Annotated in this window: 22 protein-coding genes; 6 read left to right on the forward strand and 16 right to left on the reverse strand. The window is 49.6% G+C overall.

The features are described from left to right. Nucleotide 1: 1 nt before the first annotated feature. The 4 genes from PP769_RS14890 to PP769_RS14905 all read right to left on the reverse strand — a co-directional run bounded on the left by PP769_RS14890 (nucleotide 2) and on the right by PP769_RS14905 (nucleotide 3,416). A complete protein-coding gene (locus PP769_RS14890; protein ID WP_312641523.1) occupies nucleotides 2–133 on the reverse strand; it encodes a hypothetical protein in 132 nt (43 codons plus the stop codon). A gap of 38 nt (nucleotides 134–171) precedes the next feature. Then, complete coding sequence (locus PP769_RS14895) at nucleotides 172–1,359, reverse strand: MFS transporter (protein ID WP_312641525.1); 1,188 nt, start codon at nucleotides 1,357–1,359, stop codon at nucleotides 172–174. A 155-nt stretch (nucleotides 1,360–1,514) separates the two neighbouring features. Then, complete coding sequence (locus PP769_RS14900; protein WP_312641527.1) at nucleotides 1,515–2,318, reverse strand: peptidase associated/transthyretin-like domain-containing protein; 804 nt, start codon at nucleotides 2,316–2,318, stop codon at nucleotides 1,515–1,517. A gap of 684 nt (nucleotides 2,319–3,002) precedes the next feature. Then, nucleotides 3,003–3,416 carry an STAS domain-containing protein gene (locus PP769_RS14905; protein ID WP_312641529.1) on the reverse strand — a complete coding sequence of 138 codons (414 nt, stop codon included), beginning with the start codon at nucleotides 3,414–3,416 and terminating at the stop codon, nucleotides 3,003–3,005. A gap of 106 nt (nucleotides 3,417–3,522) precedes the next feature. Between PP769_RS14905 and PP769_RS14910 the strand changes: the two genes are divergently transcribed. From PP769_RS14910 to PP769_RS14920, 3 genes are all read left to right on the forward strand, one after another. Next, nucleotides 3,523–5,382: a DEAD/DEAH box helicase gene (locus tag PP769_RS14910; protein WP_312641531.1), complete on the forward strand. Its 1,860-nt coding sequence runs from the start codon at nucleotides 3,523–3,525 to the stop codon at nucleotides 5,380–5,382. Between the two features lie 22 nt (nucleotides 5,383–5,404). Next, nucleotides 5,405–6,460: a DEAD/DEAH box helicase gene (locus PP769_RS14915; protein ID WP_312641533.1), complete on the forward strand. Its 1,056-nt coding sequence runs from the start codon at nucleotides 5,405–5,407 to the stop codon at nucleotides 6,458–6,460. A gap of 268 nt (nucleotides 6,461–6,728) precedes the next feature. Continuing rightward, nucleotides 6,729–7,256, forward strand: coding sequence for a hypothetical protein (locus tag PP769_RS14920; RefSeq protein ID WP_312641535.1), 528 nt, complete (start codon nucleotides 6,729–6,731; stop codon nucleotides 7,254–7,256). Nucleotides 7,257–7,400: 144 nt separating this feature from the next. Here the strand turns inward: PP769_RS14920 and PP769_RS14925 are convergent, their stop codons facing one another. The 12 genes from PP769_RS14925 to radC form a co-directional block, all read right to left on the reverse strand. After that, entirely contained in the window at nucleotides 7,401–7,751 is a 351-nt protein-coding gene (locus PP769_RS14925) for a gamma-butyrobetaine hydroxylase family protein (RefSeq protein WP_312641537.1), read from the reverse strand. A 26-nt stretch (nucleotides 7,752–7,777) separates the two neighbouring features. Further along, nucleotides 7,778–8,527 (reverse strand): DNA repair protein RecO, encoded by a 750-nt coding sequence (recO, locus tag PP769_RS14930; protein WP_312641539.1) that lies wholly within the window; start codon nucleotides 8,525–8,527, stop codon nucleotides 7,778–7,780. A gap of 63 nt (nucleotides 8,528–8,590) precedes the next feature. Then, nucleotides 8,591–9,484: a GTPase Era gene (gene era / locus PP769_RS14935; RefSeq protein WP_312641541.1), complete on the reverse strand. Its 894-nt coding sequence runs from the start codon at nucleotides 9,482–9,484 to the stop codon at nucleotides 8,591–8,593. An 88-nt stretch (nucleotides 9,485–9,572) separates the two neighbouring features. After that, the gene (locus PP769_RS14940) at nucleotides 9,573–9,926 is read right to left on the reverse strand and encodes an FtsB family cell division protein (RefSeq protein WP_312641543.1); all 354 of its coding nucleotides are present in this window, start codon (nucleotides 9,924–9,926) and stop codon (nucleotides 9,573–9,575) included. A gap of 9 nt (nucleotides 9,927–9,935) precedes the next feature. Next, a complete protein-coding gene (eno, locus tag PP769_RS14945) occupies nucleotides 9,936–11,222 on the reverse strand; it encodes a phosphopyruvate hydratase (RefSeq protein ID WP_312641545.1) in 1,287 nt (428 codons plus the stop codon). A gap of 72 nt (nucleotides 11,223–11,294) precedes the next feature. Continuing rightward, a complete protein-coding gene (gene gatB / locus PP769_RS14950) occupies nucleotides 11,295–12,725 on the reverse strand; it encodes an Asp-tRNA(Asn)/Glu-tRNA(Gln) amidotransferase subunit GatB (protein WP_312641547.1) in 1,431 nt (476 codons plus the stop codon). A gap of 42 nt (nucleotides 12,726–12,767) precedes the next feature. Beyond that, nucleotides 12,768–13,082, reverse strand: coding sequence for a YtxH domain-containing protein (locus PP769_RS14955; protein ID WP_312641549.1), 315 nt, complete (start codon nucleotides 13,080–13,082; stop codon nucleotides 12,768–12,770). Beyond that, nucleotides 13,072–13,479 carry a DUF948 domain-containing protein gene (locus PP769_RS14960; RefSeq protein ID WP_312641551.1) on the reverse strand — a complete coding sequence of 136 codons (408 nt, stop codon included), beginning with the start codon at nucleotides 13,477–13,479 and terminating at the stop codon, nucleotides 13,072–13,074. Before PP769_RS14960 ends, PP769_RS14955 begins: the two co-directional genes overlap by 11 nt. A gap of 14 nt (nucleotides 13,480–13,493) precedes the next feature. Then, nucleotides 13,494–14,966, reverse strand: a complete 1,473-nt coding sequence (gatA, locus tag PP769_RS14965; RefSeq protein ID WP_312641553.1) for an Asp-tRNA(Asn)/Glu-tRNA(Gln) amidotransferase subunit GatA — start codon at nucleotides 14,964–14,966, stop codon at nucleotides 13,494–13,496. A gap of 87 nt (nucleotides 14,967–15,053) precedes the next feature. Beyond that, complete coding sequence (gene panD / locus PP769_RS14970; protein WP_312641555.1) at nucleotides 15,054–15,401, reverse strand: aspartate 1-decarboxylase; 348 nt, start codon at nucleotides 15,399–15,401, stop codon at nucleotides 15,054–15,056. Nucleotides 15,402–15,462: 61 nt separating this feature from the next. Continuing rightward, nucleotides 15,463–15,756, reverse strand: a complete 294-nt coding sequence (gatC, locus tag PP769_RS14975) for an Asp-tRNA(Asn)/Glu-tRNA(Gln) amidotransferase subunit GatC (protein WP_312641557.1) — start codon at nucleotides 15,754–15,756, stop codon at nucleotides 15,463–15,465. 176 nt (nucleotides 15,757–15,932) lie between these two features. Continuing rightward, nucleotides 15,933–16,655 carry a RadC family protein gene (gene radC, locus PP769_RS14980; RefSeq protein WP_312641559.1) on the reverse strand — a complete coding sequence of 241 codons (723 nt, stop codon included), beginning with the start codon at nucleotides 16,653–16,655 and terminating at the stop codon, nucleotides 15,933–15,935. 138 nt (nucleotides 16,656–16,793) lie between these two features. Between radC and rsmD the strand changes: the two genes are divergently transcribed. Genes rsmD through PP769_RS14995 form a run of 3 tightly spaced genes read left to right on the forward strand, consistent with a single transcriptional unit; the run spans nucleotide 16,794 to nucleotide 19,065 of the window. After that, a complete protein-coding gene (gene rsmD, locus PP769_RS14985; RefSeq protein WP_312641561.1) occupies nucleotides 16,794–17,390 on the forward strand; it encodes a 16S rRNA (guanine(966)-N(2))-methyltransferase RsmD in 597 nt (198 codons plus the stop codon). Beyond that, nucleotides 17,387–17,875 carry a pantetheine-phosphate adenylyltransferase gene (coaD, locus tag PP769_RS14990; protein ID WP_312641564.1) on the forward strand — a complete coding sequence of 163 codons (489 nt, stop codon included), beginning with the start codon at nucleotides 17,387–17,389 and terminating at the stop codon, nucleotides 17,873–17,875. Before rsmD ends, coaD begins: the two co-directional genes overlap by 4 nt. Continuing rightward, on the forward strand, nucleotides 17,872–19,065 hold the full coding sequence (locus PP769_RS14995) for a pyridoxal phosphate-dependent aminotransferase (protein ID WP_312641566.1): 1,194 nt from the start codon (nucleotides 17,872–17,874) through the stop codon (nucleotides 19,063–19,065). Before coaD ends, PP769_RS14995 begins: the two co-directional genes overlap by 4 nt. Nucleotides 19,066–19,160 lie beyond the last annotated feature (95 nt).

The following is a 19,160-nucleotide window of genomic DNA, read 5'->3' on the forward strand; positions in this document are numbered from 1 at the left end:
GTTATTGGATATCGCTGTCTTTTTTTAAGAGAACATTTTTCACGACCACGATAAAGACCACCACTAAGATCACGACCCCGATGGCCGCCACAATCCCGATGATGAGATCTCCGGTTCCCATTTCTTCATTCATGGCGTTCGACTCCTTTGCCTTCCCTTCAGGAAAGGCCATTATAGCACAACTGGTTTTTTGATCCCCATCATTGTGACACCAAAAAATGCCGCCGTCAGTAGTAAGAGGACCCCAATACTGAAAAACCCTCCTCCAAAACCTAAGGCATGAATGAGTACGCCGGCCAGGAGCGGTCCTCCTGCATGTCCGATATCCATAATGGTTCCCCGTAATCCCATCCCCGCTCCCAGATCTTTTCCTTCTGAATAATCAGCAACCAGGGCTGTGGTCGAAGACGTCACCACCGCTTCGCCAAAACCAAACGCTCCGGCGACCACTAATAAGAGAACATACCCCTGGATCTGGGGAATACACATGACCATGAGGCCACACAGGCAAAGCCCTCCAAAAATCAGCGGCTGCCTGGCCCCACGATCAGAAATTCTTCCCATCACCGGTTTGGCAATAAACGACGTCAACGCCTGCACTCCAAACAAAACTCCGATTTCGGCGGCGTTTAATCCGATGGTCAATCCATACAGCGGCAAAAATGCCATCAGCGTGCCGTTGCCCATCATCTTGGCAGCTTCCACGCTACTCGTAATGAGAATGGGGGGAATCTGGCAGACTCGGCGGAGGCCTTCGCGCATCTCCTTCCATAGTGCCGGGACGGAATATTGGTGGACCCGCGAGAGTGTGGGTGTCTGAGGGATCAACCAGAAGAAGACCAAAGCTAACATCCCAAATAATCCGGCTAAAAGAAACGTGGGGGCAAATCCAAATTGATAGACAATACCCCCCCCAATCATCGGACCAAGCAGGCCACCACCCTGGGTGGCCGAGGTGTACCAACCAAAAGCCTCCCCTCGCCGTTTCGCAAAGAGCTCTGCCACCATCGCTAAGGCCAGCGGCGTAAACATTGCGGTCGCTAATCCATGAAACAATCTGAGAATACCTAACGTCCAGAGATCCGAGGTAAGCGGATAAAGAAAAGGCGGAATTGCAAAGGCCAACACTCCTCCCAACATCAACCGTCTTCGATTGATCTGGTCGGAGAGCAATCCTATCGGAAGTTTGAGTGCGATGCCGGTTACTGTCGAGACAGCCACCAAGAGGCCGACAAGAAATGGGCCGGCTCCAAGGCTTTCCACATACAAAGCCAAGGCCGGTCGACGCACCATGTCATAACTGACAAAACTACAAAAACCGACGAGACAAAGACTGATAAATGTCTTCGAATCTTTCATGCTAGAGACCAGACGAATAGGAGAGCCGGTGAGAGAAAACGGTCATTGCGAGATTCTGAGAAGGAAAACCAAAGTTGAAAAATCACATCTTACACGCAATGGACCTTAAGAAATTCATCGACCGCCTGATCAGCCGCCGATTGACCCAATACGCCTTATGGAGTCGATGGGGATACGAACGTCAGCTCGAGGGTCTCTTGCCCGCCGGAAATGAGCGTTATCTTGGCTTCCTGATAACCCAGAACCGGGTGCCAGGCCCCGACCGTATGTGTGCCCGCAGGAATATCCGTCAATCGGAAAACCCCCTGATCGTCGGAAACCGTCACATATGGATTCGCAGTCAACAGAAGCCACCCTTCCATAAACCTGTGTTGATCACATGTCCATTTGATAATGCTGCTACGCCGTGCGTTGAGTGGAAGAGTGGCCTCCCCATCCTTTCCTAAATTGGAAATATGAAAAAGCGGCAGACGGCCGTTGTCCAACATCTCCCACCCCCGGATCTGATGAAGAATGGGATCGCGCATGACCATCCGGAGATTTTGATCGGCCAAGGTACCGATGACTCGTGGCACGAATTGACATCGGTCCACCGCCAGGATCGGCTCTTCTTTCGGGAAAGGTTTCCCACGGTCAACCTCTTGAAGAAAAACGACCACATCCGCCAAGTGCCGTTTGGAAGACACACGGACTTTCGGGATATTGATGAAACCTTTTTGGTCCGCAATAGTCTGACAGAATTCGGGGTGGCTTCCCATGGTGACTTTATAGGTTTTGGGCGTTGGAATAGTTCCAGTAAATTTCATAACTCCACTGATCGACGCTCCACCGGGAACCTCCTCTTCCTGATAGGCACTCACCGTCCCTCCGCTCAGCGGAGCCCACAACATCACAGCCCCTAAGACCAGGGATAGGGCAGTATATTTTCGTTTCTGACTATTGACGCGATCCCACCCCATGACACACATCTCCTCGATCAAAATTGTCCTTAAGAGTTAGTTCGGACCACCGTTACCAGGGAAATGACTAAACTGGAAAGCAAAATCAACTCACAATTCAGAGAACAGTGAATATTCAGTTCCCGGTGGGCCTCATCTTCAATTCCTCAACATTTCGGCTTAGACCTACGGGGTGAAGAGTACCTCTGAAATGCTCCTGCTGATTATGACATCAATACAAGCAATCTGACACGATATTTTTCAAAGAATTTTCTTTAGTGATTTCGACACTCCTTCTGTCACCATACCCTTCCCCATCGATTCACTCAACGCAGTAGTGCCTTTGGAGATGTTAAAAGGAAGCATCCGTTGATTCATCCATACACCTTGAGACTCCTCACAAAAAACATCTTGCCGTTTTATAGGCCACGCTGGCAAGGGCAAGGCACTCTCATTCTTTCCAAAGGACAGCGAATAGTTATTCGGTATATTTTGGGTGATTCTCGTCATGCTTACGCAGAGAACGACTTTGATTGGGACAAGGCACTCCGGTGTGTGTGGGGACATTTGGAAAGTAAAAAAGTAAAGAGGAAGGAAAATGCCTTGAGGGTCCGGAAACGGAGTGCCTCTTCCGAAATCTTCGGTGTTCGTATCCCAAGGATTCAAAAACCAACGTCTTTTAATGAATACTCCGAAAAAGCAGAATTAGGAGGGAGAGACTGCAGATAGGGCGTCCTTTTCGGACTGGCACACTGAGATGAGTTCATGGATTTGGAGATTTTGAAGCAATTCCCCGACACATCCTTGTGGTTGAATCCAACTTATCCTGCGACGTAATTCCTTGAATTGATAGGAGCACAACACCAGAAAACCTAATCCAGCACTATCCACAAATGTTAAGCCTTTGAGGTTAAGAATCAGATGCTCTTGTTCGGTATGGCAACATTGATTAATAATGGCCTTAACATGCCATCGGGAATGCATATCTAATCGACCATGAAAATCTACGACGGTGGCGCCTCGAATTCCACGTATAATGACTTCAATGGCCATAATCTTACGAAACCTTATCGGTCCAATATGCCAGACCTTAACGAACGTTTCTTCCTCGCGGCGCATCTTCCCCAACCCATAATAACGCCAAAGGCCTGGTTCCTTTTCTTTTATTCGACCTGTATCATATTAGTGTTTTCATCCACCGACTCCTGCTACAATTTCATTATCCATGCCACCGGCCATTCATCCTGTTGATCTCATAGAAATACTCCGCCAGCATCGCTTGACTCCGGCGATTGTCTTTTTGACCTCCCGCCGGGCCTGCGATGAGGCAATTGATACCTTTGCCCACAGTTCCGCCAGGATGTCGACTCAACGTTCGGAGGCTATTCGGGAGTTTCTGGAGAAATTCACCAAAAACTTCCCGAGTGTTGAGCATCACCCCTTAATTCCTGTCGTGCAGGAATTTGGAGTCGCCGCTCATCACGCGGGACATCTCCCTTCCTGGAAAATTGCGATTGAAGAACTCATGCGCCAGGGCTTGTTGGATGCAGTGTTTGCCACAACGACCTTGGCAGCGGGGGTCGACTTCCCGGCACGAACCGTCGTGATTACCCAATCCAGCGTACGCAAATCACAGGATTTCACGGATCTGACCAACAGTGAAATTCAACAGTTGGCTGGCCGCGGTGGACGGCGAGGCAAAGATTTGGTGGGTGTGGTGGTCATTACGCCCTCTCCTTACATTGACTTAAACATCCTTGGCAAAGGACTCACAGGCTATCCGGAACCGATCGACAGCCAATTTGTGGTGTCCTATCCCATGGTGCTAAATCTGCTCAAGGCCCATTCCCTGGATCAGATTGAGGGACTACTCGCAAAAAGCTTTGCGCAATTTCAGCTGAATCAACGATCAAGCATCCATCAAGATCATCTGGATCAGATCAAGGACCAATTAACACCCTATGGACCTCGGGAATGCGCCGATTGGATCACTCAGTGGAAAGGCTTTGATCTGGCCCGCCGCCGCAAAGCGCACCGACATCCTATTGTAACCAACGACACGCCATTCTTGACGGCCTGCCTGCCATTTCTGACTCCAGGGCGCCTCATCGGACTGCCAAAAGGTCCGGCGATTATTCTTCGTCAGTATCGAAGCCGTGGAACCTTTGCTCCAATGTTGTCTGTGATTCGGGCGAAAGGCACTCTGGGTGAGTGTCCTGCCCATTCGGTCACTCAGGTCTACGACCGCCTCTTTGAGTTTCAGCCCTCTCGCACTATTCCCTGGTGTCAGCCTCAGGTGCTCGCTCAACTCAAGAAAGAGCTTTCCCAATTGCCTGCGCGTCTGCCCACCGTTCCGATTTTGCCGGAAACCCAGGAAACAGACGATCCGCTCCTTGCAGAAGTATTAACAGAGGAATTTCCCTGTCCCACCTGTCCCTCCCACCCGGCCTGCAAAAAAGACTTCCCCCTGGCGTCGAAACTTCGCCAGAAATCCCAGCAGTTGACCAAAACGATTCAAGCACTCCGTGATGGATTGTGGCACCGGTTTCAACAAAAAGCCGACGTACTCCATAAATTCGGATATATCACCGCCAATTCGCAACTCACGGCTGACGGGGAATGGGCTAGACTCATTCGGATTAACCATTCCCTACTCATCACAGAACTGATTCGTATGGAGGCCTTCTCAGGTATTGCTCCAGGATTGTTAGCGGGCGTGATGGCGAGTATATCCCATGATGATGATCGCCCAGGATCCTACATGCGCCTCCCGTCTGGACTGGCCTCCATGTTGACACAGGTGCGGGCGGTCGCTGATTCCTTGAGCCCGTATGAACCCCCGCCCTTGTTGCGCTCAGATGTCGCGGCACTGGTGGAAAGTTGGATCGGGAATCCCCAACTCACTTGGGCTTCACTGGTTCGTTCCACATCCATGGCCGAAGGGGATGTGTATCGCCTTTTAGCCAGAACCTTGGAATTTCTCTCTCAAATATATGGACTCAAGGTTACGCATCCCGGCTTGGCCGATACCGCCCACTCCGCGATGGTGACCATGCGCCGGGAAGTCCTGCAAGAACTTCCATAGCCACAGATGGGAACATACCGCCATGCATCATGATGATCTCAAGCGCGAACTCCAAAGTTTACCGGTAAAGTATTTACATCACATGGCAAGAGGCCGCATCCATCGCCATTTTCGTCTCGGAAAACATCGACTTGTTGAATTAATGCTGGCCTTACCAACGGACCAGATTCTGGCCATCGAAACCGAACTGCAGCAGATACTGACTACCCGCCAGGAACGCCTGGCCGCGCAAGAAGCCCGCGCCGCCGCACGCCCTCCAATTCCCGCTTCACCCTTTCAGGCAAAAAATCGTCCCAATAAGAGAAGGCCCACCTTCGGCCCTTTTCAGCCATCGATTACGCTTAAGCAAATTCTGGAAGGAATTGGTGTTCCTGAGCCTCAACCCTTCGTTCCGGATCCCTGGCAAACCGAGGCGGTGGAACATCTGGCGCATTCAGATGTCATTGTTAGCGCTCCGACGGGAAGCGGAAAAACCTATGTCGCCATTCAAGCGATCAGACAGGCCATGGCACTCAACCAAACGGTGATTTACACCTCTCCCCTAAAAGCGCTGTCAAATACAAAATTCATGGAATTCACCCAGCTTTTTGGACCGGATCAAGTCGGAATTTTAACCGGAGACCGGCGTGACAATGCTCAGGCCCCGCTCCTGGTCATGACGACCGAAATTTTGAGAAATTTATTTTATGATGCCGCCAGCGGGGAGATCGATTTACGGCTGCATACTCTGGGGTTGGTCATTCTGGATGAATCCCAATATCTCGCCGATCCAGAACGGGGGGTGGTGTGGGAAGAAACCATTATTTTGTGTCCATCCCAAGCCCGGCTTCTTCTTCTCTCAGCATCTATCGGGAATCCTCAAGATTTGGCCGAATGGCTGCAAGCCATCAGGCCTATTCCATGCCATCTTATCCGCCATGCCAAACGATCCGTTCCGCTTCGAGGGCTGTATCTGCATCCTACCGGACAACTCGTTCCGCTTTTCAAAAACCAAGATATTCTCCAGGGTAAAGGTTTTACCTTTCATCCAGAAACAAAGCAGCTGTTCGCTGAATACGAAATTAAACCATTTCATTAATAATTTAATTCAGCCAAAAAGTATTCATTCGTCCTTAACTAATGCAGTACATTAATTTTTTAGCACAGACACCTGTGACAAAAAAACAACATATTGTGGCAATTAATATACGTTAAGGCCTTCAATATATTGTCAATATTGCCATTTTACTGGCAAAAATTCACATTCCTGACAATTGTTTTTTAGCATAAATTTTGCGTACTTCCTATGGAGTTTATTAAAGTCGCATTTTTTGTGAAATATGAATTCTTAAGAAGTATTTAAAGTTATGAACAACAAATATCATGTTTCAACACATATCAGGTATATCCTGGTGAGTTTACTTTCGATCACAGTTATAGGCTGTCAGAGTCTTCAGCCAAAATCCACTGGAGAACTGGCCATGGAAGATCAAGATTTTCTTGGAATTTGGGACGCCTATAACCACTGCGTGGATAGCTCTGATATTCAGCACATGCAAGCCAATCTTGACGTCTTAGCCTCTGCACCGAAACCGATCTCACTGGATGACTCTCCGATTCCCGTCCCCGCATTTCTGAAAAAATGGTCTACCGCGAGAGGTTCCCGTCTGGCTGTCGATCCACGAGCCATGGCTGCCTCCTGCTCAATTCATCTCGCAGAAGTCGCCCAATTATCCGCAGATTGGCCAACGGCACTGCGCACATTTCAGGAAATCCTGAAAAATTACCCGGAGCCTCAATATGCCTTTTACGTCAGTAAAGCCAATCATGCGATGGAACAACTGACCACCGTTCGACCTGTGTCTCTTTCTTTCCAGGAAGCCCTGGTTGACTAGACTCCTTTCCTCCCTATTTGTTTAATCAATATTTCAGATCTCCAGCCTGGCGTTTTTCGAACCATCCTCTTTTGAGCCACCCTCATTCAGTACATCGCTGGCGTTTCCTGCGTGGGATCCTGAGTCAAAGAAAAACAGAAGAAACTAGAGGAGTTGCTTGCTTTTGGGTTTATGGGGCTGGCAGACATCGCATTGGCACATGCGGCGCAGCGCCGTATAGGAATATAGCCCGGTATCATGCCCGTCACTCCATTTAAATCGGAAGGCATAGCGCCCAACCGGTTCTATATCCTGCAATAGTATGAGAAGTGGAATAGAGTCCGGCTTAAGACGCAACTCGCCGGTCCATTCGTCCGTACATGCCGCACAGGGGCAATGTTGTCGCAAATACCGAACCGGGTAGACCCCCTTATGCCCATCACTCCACGTAATGCCCAAGACCCCGTTATCCAGCCATTCCATATCCGTCGGTTCCAGTGATGCTTGAGAAGTCATACCTGATTGTCCTTATGAATGGGGCATTAGGAAACCCATTGTTCAAATGTGGGAAGAGCTTTTCCGACGACTGCCTGGAAATAGGCTTCAATCGCCTCTTCCACCTCAATCCGGACGGTTCCGATCGCTTTCAATCGGGACAGACTGGCCATAGGTAGTCGTCGAGCTTGTTCAATAAACGCTAAACTGCCTTTAGAAATAGACAGTAACCGCCCTACACCCCGTTGACCACAACCGTGGCATACCATCCCCCCTAATCGAGGAGAAAACCACTGAGGCATGTGAGGTGAGGCAATATTTCCGCATTCAGTACATCGATCAATTTGTGGACGAAAACCAGTATAGCCCAGCACATGAATTTGAAATAATAATGTGGTGAGGGCCAGGTCTCTGTCAGGAAGCAAGTGTTCCAGGGCATATATCAGCGCTGAATACATTTCCGGATTCGGATCACGATCGGCCGTAATCATCTCCACCATATGCACCATCTTGGCTGCGGCTGCCATCACACTTAAATCTTCTCGTAGAGCTTTAAAGTTTCTGACCAGATCAATTTGACTAATTTGCCCCAAAGCGTCAGGGGTTTTTTGGAATAGAGTGACATCAACAATCCCAAAAGGCTCAAGTACCCCACCGAATCGTGTCTTCATCCGGCGAGCGCCCCGAGCCGCGCCTCGAATTTTTCCTAAATCGGCGGAATACAGCGTGACAATTCTGTCCGCATCACCCCATCGCTGGCTTCGAATTATGACCGCGCGAGTTTTTAAGAGCGGCATGAGTAGTCTACATGTACGGTCTACAGGTCAGACATGAATACTGAGGTCATTACCAGGAATTTTTCATCCATATCCCAGCTCATTCAACACTTGAACATTATCGCGCCAGCCTTCCTGCACCTTCACCCACATCCGAAGATAAATCTTCATGCCGAACAGTCGTTCCATATCTAACCGGGCACTTTGGCCAATCTCCTTGAGGCGCATGCCTTTTTTCCCGATCACAATCCCTTTTTGACTTGTTTTTTCGACAAGAATAACGGCTCGAATGGTCGTCAGACCTGGTTCTTCCTGAAATTCTTCGATCAAGACACCCACAGCATATGGTAATTCATCATATGTCTGAGCTAGAACTTTTTCACGAATGAGCTCCGCAGCCATATGGCGCATAGGCTGATTGGTCAAAAAATCTTCGTCATACATTAATTCCGAACATGAGGGCAGACACGCAAAGGTTAATTCCACTAGTTGCGGGATATTTACCCCGGTCTTGGCGGAAATGGGAATAATTTCTCTCCACGGAAACCATGTACGGTATTGATCAATAAGGGGGAGCAGCCTGGATTTGGCGACTGCATCGGCTTTATTTAATAATAAAAATACCCCCTGAAATGGTCGCTCTTGATGAGACGACATGATCTGCTCCAGGACTTGTCTGTCCCCTGGACCCGGCAACACCTGACTGTCCACGATCATATAGACCACATCGGATTGAGTCAGGGTCCCTAACGCCGATTCCACCATCTGTGTGTTCAGGCGATGGTGAGGCGTATGGAGGCCAGGGGTATCGATGAGAATGAGCTGACCTTCGGGGTAATGCCCGACCCCTAAAATCAGGTTTCGCGTTGTTTGTGGTTTATCGGAGACGATGGCAATCTTTTCGCGTACCAATGCGTTGAGCAACGTCGACTTGCCGACATTGGGTCGGCCGAGAATGGCTAATTGGCCTGATTTCATAGAAAAACTTTCAAGTATGGGAAAACCGACGAAACAGTAATGAATGAGTATGAAGGGTTATAGGGGTATGGCGCAAGAAGTCTTGCCGCTAAGGTCTGGCCGTAAACGAGGAAGGAACCGGCTCCACAAATTGATATACTACTTCTCCCTGCCGAACCATACCTAAACGATTTCGGGCTAGTTCTTCCAGTCGTTGCGGGTCCCGTTGAATACGGATGATATCTTCTTCGATCGAGGCATTGATGTCTTGTAATTGCTGGACTTGTTCCGTCAAATGCTGACGCGTTTCTCGCATATGAAAATATAAAGGCAATCCATCAGCATTAAAAAACATGGTCCCCGCGAGCACACTCATCATCAAAAAAGCCCCAACCATTGGAAGGCGCTCCAACAGATCATCCCCAAGCCCAGTGGACGCCCGTTTTTTATTATTAGGACGCATATGAGAAAATTATGCTTGTACTGGAAGAACGGCGTTCCCGCGATATAAGGCAGCTGAGCCTAAGGTCTCCTCAATCCTGAGTAACTGGTTATATTTGGCCAAACGATCCGTACGAGACAGGGAACCTGTTTTAATCTGCCCAGCGTTTAACGCCACAGCTAAATCGGCAATGGTCGTATCCTCCGTCTCACCGGATCGGTGAGACACCACCACTCCATAGCCGGCCCGTTGGGCCATGCGCATCGCTTCAATCGTTTCCGTGAGTGTGCCGATTTGGTTCACTTTGATCAAGATAGCATTCGCAATGCCTTCACGGATCCCTCGTCCCAAAAACTCGACATTGGTCACAAACAAGTCATCACCGACAAGTTGAACACGATCCCCGAGTTGATCCGTAAGCTGTTTCCATCCAGTCCAATCACTTTCATCAAGCCCATCTTCAATCGAGACGATCGGATACTGCTTCACTAACTTGGCATAATACTCAACCAGCTCTCCTGAAGACATTTTGGGTTTAACCCCATTCCGCACATGATACATCTTTTTCTCAAAAAACTCGCTGGCTGCCGCATCAAGAGCCAACACCACATCTTTTCCTGATCGATAGCCCGCTTGGTGAATCGCTTGGACAATGAAATCCAGGGCTTCTTCATTCGACCGAACGGCAGGGGCAAATCCGCCTTCATCCCCGACCGCCGTGCTCATGTTTTTGGATTTCAAGATGGCCTTCAGATGGTGAAAAATCTCCGTTCCCATCCTGAGGGCTTCGCTGAAACTCTTCGCCCCAACGGGCATGATCATGAATTCCTGGAGATCAAGCCCATTATCTGCATGCGCACCACCATTGATGATATTCATCATAGGCACCGGCAATTCCCGAGCCGAAACCCCGCCAAGATAGCGAAAGAGGGGAATTCCCAGCTCCTGTGCCGCAGCCCGAGCCACTGCTAACGACACGCCAAGTGTGGCATTGGCCCCTAGTCTGGTCTTGCCCTTGGTTCCATCCAGTTTAATCAATCGGGAATCAACGCTCACCTGGTCCTGGGCTTCCATGCCTCGAAGAGCCGGGAGCATATACTTTTGAATCCCGGCTAAGGCCTTAGCGACACCTTTGCCCATCCATTGTTTTTTATCTCCATCCCGCAGTTCCAAGGCTTCACGGGTCCCCGTGGAGGCTCCGGAGGGAACAGCGGCACGACCAGCCATGCCACTGGCAAGATGCACATCCACTTCAATCGTTGGATTCCCGCGAGAATCCAGAATCATCCGTGAGGTAATGTTCTGAATAAGACTCATAGAAACTGTCATTCCTTTAAATCGTGAATAATGGCACCTGTCTTAATCTTGTACTCTGAGATGAGTCTTAGATCAAGATGCAAGATGCTGTTTTAATAGCGCATTGACCTTTCCAGGATTGGCTTTTCCCTGTGACGCCTTCATCACCTGGCCCACCAAAAAACCTAATACGGTTTCCTTCCCGCCACGATATTGCTCCACTTGAGCAGAATGCTGGGCCAGCACCTCCTCTATCAGTTTTTCCAGGACACCCTCATCGGAAACCTGAACCAGCCCTTTCTCATTCACCAATTGTTCCGGAGTTTTCCCACTGGCATAAAATTCCGGGAAGAGATCTCTGGCAACTTTCAAGCTAATAGTCCCCTCTTCCACCAATTGTAAGAGTTCAACCAATTGTTCGGGACTTACCGGGGAAGATTCGGGACCGGTGTTAGCGGCCTTGAGCTCACGAAGTAATTCGCCCATGACCCAGTTGCTGACCGTTTTCGGATGGGGAAAGTGTTTCACGCAGGCCTCATAATAGTCGGCCAGGTTTTTTGAATCGGTCAGAAGCTTTGCATCGTACTCAGGGAGATGATATTCCGTCACGAATCGCTTCATGCGGGCAGCCGGAAGTTCCGGAATAGTCTGACGCAACGATTCAACCCACTCCGCATCCACCCGGACGGAAAGTAAGTCCGGATCGGGAAAATATCGATAGTCATGAGCCTCTTCCTTGCTTCGCATGACAACCGTATGCCCTTTCTGAACATCCCACAGCCGAGTCTCCTGCCGGATCGTTTCGCCTTCCGTTAATGCCTCTGTCTGCCTGGTGATTTCAAAATCTAAGGCCTCTTTGGCAAAACGGAAGGAATTGATATTTTTCAATTCGACTTTGGTCCCAAGAGCCTCCTGCCCCCGTGGACGAAGAGACACATTCGGTTCACAACGAAAACTCCCCTGTTCCATGTTCCCATCACAGACATCCAGATAGACCAAAAGATCGTGAAGGGTTTTCAAATAGGCATCAACCTCATCGGACGAATGCAAGTCAGGTTCGGTGACAATTTCTAATAACGGGGTCCCCGCTCGATTTAAATCGACACCACTGCCTTCCACAGGGACATCATGAACATTTTTCCCGGCATCCTCTTCCAAATGCGCTCGGCGGATGCGCACGCGTTTTGACTCCCCGTGGACGGAAATGTCCAGCCATCCTGGTCCGCAGATCGGCAAATCAAATTGCGAAATTTGATAGCCCTTCGGCAGATCAGGGTACAAGTAATTTTTTCGGGAGAATTGATTGGTCAGCATGATCTCGCAGTGAAGCGCGAGTCCGGTGCGTACGGCCATTTCCACCGCACGTCGATTGAGCACCGGCAAACTTCCAGGTAACCCCAGACAAGTTGGACACACCTGAGTATTCGGAGGAAGACCGAATGAGGTCGGACAGCCACAAAATAATTTTGTCTTCGTTTGGAGTTGGGCATGCACCTCAACTCCTATAACTGGTTCATAGGCCATAACGCAGCAGAGCCACTCCTCTCGATTTCGTCTTTTTTTATCTTAATCCAGGGATTTCATTTCACGTTCACGGCGCATGGCATCCCGACCCGCATCTAAGGCTTCTCGCACGGCACAGGATATTTCTTCCACCAGTTCACGGCCACGACCAACGACATCTTCTACCGCATCAGTTGCCCGCTCCTTAATGTCTCGCAAATCTTCACCGGTTCGCCGGGCATAGCCCGTGATTCGTTCTCGGGAATCTCTTCCCGGCTGAGGAGCTAACATGATCGCCGTCACGGCTCCCAATAGCGCTCCACTTAAAAATGCCAACGCAACCGATCCTGCTGATGCACCTGAATGATTAGTTGCCATAGGATGGCCCTCCTTTTTGTTCTTTATGTACACGTTTTCTCATAGTCGAACTGGCTGCTTTGAGTCCGGCAAGTAAACTGGAAACGCCCACAGCAAGGGCACCCCCTTTCCCGCGAACGGTCTGATGAACATGATTTACGGTTTCCCCCACCTCTCCAACTGCATTCAAGAAAATGGTGGCCCGATCCATGCCAAGCCGGGCTTGATCGGTTAACGCTAAAATGTTTTCGTTGGTCCCCTTGACGTCTTTCAATAATCCCGGCAATTCATGGTTCAGGCGAATCAACAAGCGTTCTGATTGCCCAACGGTGCGTTTCACTTGAAGAATCATGGGGACCAGATAACCCACCAAGACCACAAAGGCCACGGCAATGATGATCGCTGCCAAATCCACCATACCTCGCTATCCTTTCATGACCGAATCACAGGTCGTTTCATTCGCCAGTCCGTGGCTTGTTCATAGGCATAGGCCGCACGCAGGACCATGGCTTCTTCAAATGGACGCCCCATCAGTTGTAATCCGATAGGAAGTCCCATTTTACTCATCCCACAGGGAACCGACATCGCTGGAAGTCCGGACAAACTCGCAGGAATCGTATAAATGTCGGACAAATACATCTGCAGGGGATCGTCCAATCGCTCTCCTAATTGAAAGGCCGGCGTCGGCATGACCGGACTCACCAACAGATCGACTTCCTGGAACACGGCATCAAATTCCTGTTGAATCAATGAGCGAACGGCTTGAGCTTTCCCATAATACGCCTCGTAATACCCCGCACTCAGGGCATAGGTTCCCAACATGATACGCCGTTTCACTTCAGGGCCAAACCCTTGCGACCGAGTGTTCCGATACATCTCTGCCAATTCCTGGGATTCCTTGGCACGAAACCCAAACCTGACCCCATCATAGCGAGCCAAGTTAGAGCTGGCCTCTGCCGTGGCAATGAGGTAATAGGTCGCTATGGCCCGTTCAGTGGAAGGCAACGTTACTTCTTGAATGGTGCCGCCTAGCTCCTGCATCACCTGTATGGCATCTTGAACCTTCTCGGAGACTTCAGAATCAAGACCCTCGGCAAAATATTCCCGCGGCACTCCGATAATGAGTTTTTTGATGTCTTTCTTTTTCACGGCTTTGGTGAAATCCGGGCAGTCACGATTAGCGGAAGTCGAATCCATGGGGTCAAATCCGGCAATGGCATTCAGCAGGATAGCGGCATCAGTCACGGTTTTGGTAATAGGACCGATTTGATCCAAAGATGAGGCAAAGGCAACTAATCCAAAGCGAGACACTCGCCCATAGGTTGGCTTTAACCCAACCACCCCGCAACAAGCGGCCGGTTGCCGAATCGACCCTCCGGTATCGGAACCTAATGCCGCCACACATTCATCGGCGGCCACCGCAGCCGCCGATCCTCCACTGGATCCTCCCGGAATATACTTTTGATTCCACGGATTCCTGGACGGCCCGAACGCTGAATGTTCCGTGGACGACCCCATGGCAAATTCATCCAGATTGGTTTTGCCCAGAATCAAGGGTTGGTGAGTTCGAAGACGGTCCATCACTGAGGCGTCATAGGGAGGAACAAAGTTTTCCAACATTCGAGATCCACAAGTCGTCCGGATCCCTTCTGTACAAATATTATCTTTAATGCCCAATGGCATGCCCATGAGGGGCTGTGTTTTTCTCCAGGCTTTCAGCCCATCATCAATCGCTTTGGCTTGATGGAGCAGCGTCTCTTTGGGTGTCAAGGTAATATAGGCTTTGATTTTGGGCTCTACCTGGTTGAGCCGCAGCAAATAAGATCTGGCAATATCCACAGCACTAATCTCGCCAGCGGTGAATTTACTCTGAAGCTCTTTTAGCGTAAGTTTAAATAGAGACATACAAGCCCGATTCTGGGATTAGTGGGTAAAAAGGAAATGGAAAGAAAAAGACCTTCAACCGGAGCAACCCGTTCACACGGGAATTGGTTACTTTACTTTATTCTGGTGATCGACTTGGATAATTTGAGGGACGTGCCGTTTGGCTTCTTCGTCATTAAATAATTCATAACAAAAAATAATGACCTTATCGCCAATCACTCCCAACCGGGCTGTGGGACCATTTAAAATGATCTCTCCCTTCCCCCGGGTACCCGGAAGCGCGTAAGTCGAAAACCGCTCTCCGTTATTCAGATTGGATACCATCACCGCTTCATAGGACATTATACCCGCTCTCTCCATCAGATCTTCGTCAATCGTTAAACTACCCTCATACTCCAGACTGGAACCGGTGACGGTCGCTCGGTGAATTTTACATCGTAACAGTTGTCGATACATATTAAATTCCTATTTTCCTTGTCCTACTTAAGCCGAGCGTTCTCAGTGAATCGCGTGGGCTCTATTTTCCTAAAATATTCGGGACGACAAAAAATCCATTATGTGACTCTGGGGCATTGGCCAGCGCCTTCTCCACAGACAAACATTCGTGTGGGCTATCCTCACGGAACACCGGTTCCTCATGCGCGACAGAAGCCGTGAGAGGGACGCCCTCCGTTGATACCCCTTGCAATTGGTCCACATACGATAAAATATGATTCAATTGGTCCGCGAACATGGGTTTTTCCGCTTCCGTTAACTCTAAGCGGGCTAATTGGGCGACATGTTCGACTTCTTTTTGAGTAATGGTGGCCATATCTGATCCTTATGAAAGCAGGAATTAAAAAACATGCGGACACTGCAAGCGGAAAGCACATACCACCACGTATTTTTACCATGAATTTCTCATGAAAAGCTACTCAGAACAAAGGATTGAATCAGCGGTGGGAAATAGGCGAGATCAAGAAAATCTAGAAAAAGAAGCTGAGGCAATCAATGGTCAACAATGGGCGTTGAGGAAAGAAGAAAGCCTTCGTCCGCAAAACTCACATAGCGCCCATCTCCAATAACAATATGATCCAATACCCGGATACCCAAAATTTCCCCTGCTGCCATAAGTCGACGGGTTAAGGCATGATCCTCCTCGCTGGGATGAGGGTCACCACTTGGATGATTGTGGACAAAGATAACTGCCGCCGCAGATTCTCGTACGGCCAGATTGAACACTTCCCGTGGATGGACAATACTGACGGTCAAACTTCCCTCGGAAATGGTAACATCCCGGATAAGGCCGTGTTTGGCATCTAACAACAGTGCTTTAAAGACCTCATGCCGAAGATCTCGCAACAGAGGGTAGTAGTGTTGATAAATATCGTGGCTATGATGAATCCGTAATCCCGCAGTTAACGGAACCGCCAATGCCCGCTTTCCCAACTCAACGGCTGCGAGAATCTGGGCGGCCTTTGCAGGACCAATACCTGGAACAACACACAGTTCCTGCAGGCTTCGATTGGCCAGACCCCGGAGCCCCTTAAGCCGAGTGAGAAGGTCCAATGCCACATCCACTGCCGAGGAATCCGGTCGACCAATTCGTAGAAGGATGGCCACCAGTTGAGCATCTGATAAACCCTGAGCGCCATTGTTCAGAAGGAGTTCGCGAGGGCGTTCCTTCTCAGGCCAGGATTGGATGCCTTTCTTGAGTTGTGGGTCATTCATACTCAAAAGACCAGGGTATGCCATACGAGCGTGGGTTGAACTATACGCAGCAATTTTTCACCCCGTCAAAAACGATTCCTCCCATTCTGTCATTGAGATTGTTGAGGTTTCCGGAAGTATGATATCGTCCACTTGCATATGAAACCATCTTCTATCCGGATCGTTGCAGGGCAATTTAAAGGTCGAACAATCCCTACACTTCCTGGGCGAACCACCCGTCCGACCTCCCAACGAGCAAGAGAAGCGTTATTTTCTATTTTAGGTGGCCAGATTCAGGATGCCACCGTGGCTGACCTTTTCGCCGGGACAGGGGCGGTGGGACTGGAAGCCTTAAGCCGTGGAGCCACGAAGGCACTCTTTGTTGAGCAAAATCCATTGGCCGGAACCAGTATTCAGCAGATGCTTACTCAACTGAAAGTCGCCGTCTCAAGCCAGGTTCTCATTGAGGATGTGTCACTCGCCATACAAAATTCAATTTTGGTAGGATGGCGTCCGTTTGACATGATATTCATGGACCCGCCTTACCGGCTCCCGAATGTTCAACAGATCTTGCATTATTTAGAAGAAGCGGACGTTATGGCCCCGACCGGCCGAATCATTTATGAACATTTTCATAAAACCACTCCTCCAATTCCCCTTGGGAAATGGTCGCTTATTCGAACCGTTCGCTATGGGGATACGGCGTTGACGTTTTACCGGCCCATTCCTCAGACCCCAAAAGATCTTGACCAATGACCATTGGCATATATCCAGGAACATTTGATCCTATTACCCGAGGCCATACGGATGTCATTGCTCGAAGCCTCAGGCTTGTCGAGCAGGTGATCGTCGCCGTGGCCCCCAACCCTCGAAAAGCCCCTTTGTTTGACTTGGACGAACGAGTCCAATTGGCCAAAATCGCCACAAGCGACCTCAAGGGTGTCACGGTTGAACCATTCGACGGTTTACTGGTGAACTACGTCAGGAAACGCGGGGCTTTAGCTATTATTCGTGGACTAAGAGCCGTGTCAGATTTCGAACATGAATTTCAAATGGCCCTGCTGAATCGAAAACTTGACTCTAGTCTGGAAACCGTCTTTCTGATGTCGAGTGAGGAATTTTCGTATCTCACCTCCAGCATGGTCAAAGAGGTCGCCTCGGTTGGCGGTCCCCTCCACCATTTCCTTCATCCCGAGGTTGCCGATTGGCTCCAGGGTCGATTACGGAGAAATGCCAAATGAACCTTGCCTCGCGAACGACCCGCATTACCCCCTCCCCCACCTTGCAACTCTCCGCAACGGTGAAAGCCCTGATCGCGCAAGGGCAGCAGGTCTTCGACTTTACTGCAGGAGAACCTTCCCTGGATTCTCCTGAAGAGGCCAAAGAGGCCGCCTTTCAAGCCATTCGCTCCGGCTTCACCAAGTATACGGCCGTCACCGGTATTGATGATTTAAAAGAGGCCATCATTGAAAAATTTCAGCGTGATCAGGGGTTGACCTACTCAAAATCGCAAATCCTGGTATCGTGTGGAGCCAAACACACCTTATTTAATCTTGCATTGGCATTGTTTGAGGCCGGAGATGAAGTGATTATTCCCGCACCCTATTGGGTCTCCTATCCTGAACAAATCCTTGTGGCAGACGCCAAGCCCGTCATTCTCCCGACTTCCGAGTCGTCCGGCTATGCCATTGACGTGAAGGCGCTGGAATCGGTAGTCAGTGACCGCACGAAGGCGATCATTCTGAATTCTCCGTGTAATCCGACCGGGAGCATGTATGATCGGAAAACTTTGGAAGGTATTGCGCAGATAGCGCTCCAACATGATCTGCTCATCATTTCTGATGAAATTTACGAAAAGATGGTTTACGACCGCCACCAACACTATAGTATCGCATCACTTGGAACAGACATTGCCAAGAACACCATCATTGTGAATGGGGTGTCAAAAACCTATTCCATGACGGGATGGCGGATTGGCTATGCCGCCGGCCCCGAGACGTTGATCAAAGCCATGGGTGACATCCAAAGCCAAAGCACCTCAAACCCCAGCTCTATCTCCCAAAAAGCAGCGATTGGAGCCATCCGGGGGGCAGATGCGTTTATTGAACATATGGTGAAAGAGTTGGATATGCGACGAACGGCCATTGTCGAAGGGTTAAATCGGATCCCGGGTATTCACTGTCCTATGCCTGCAGGCGCATTCTATGCTTTCCCGAGCGTTGCTCAACTCCTGGGCCGTCGGTTTAAGGGAGAATCCTTATCCACGCCGTTGGCTTTTGCCAATTTTTTTCTTAAAGAGGCCCAAGTGGCGTGCGTTCCTGGTGAACCGTTTGGCAGTCCCACGCATCTGCGGTTTTCCTATACCGGAACTTTGGAGGTCATTGAAGAAGGCTTACAACACCTTACCGAGGCCGTAGCTAAACTTGAATAGCCTATTTCCCCCTGTCCAGAGTTTCATTTTTTTCCATTCGGGTACCACCAAACCTTGACCTGAACAGAATCAGCCTTATCTTTTATAATCGTATG

It is taken from the genome of Candidatus Nitrospira allomarina, assembly GCF_032050975.1.
Lineage (GTDB): Bacteria > Nitrospirota > Nitrospiria > Nitrospirales > UBA8639 > Nitrospira_E > Nitrospira_E allomarina.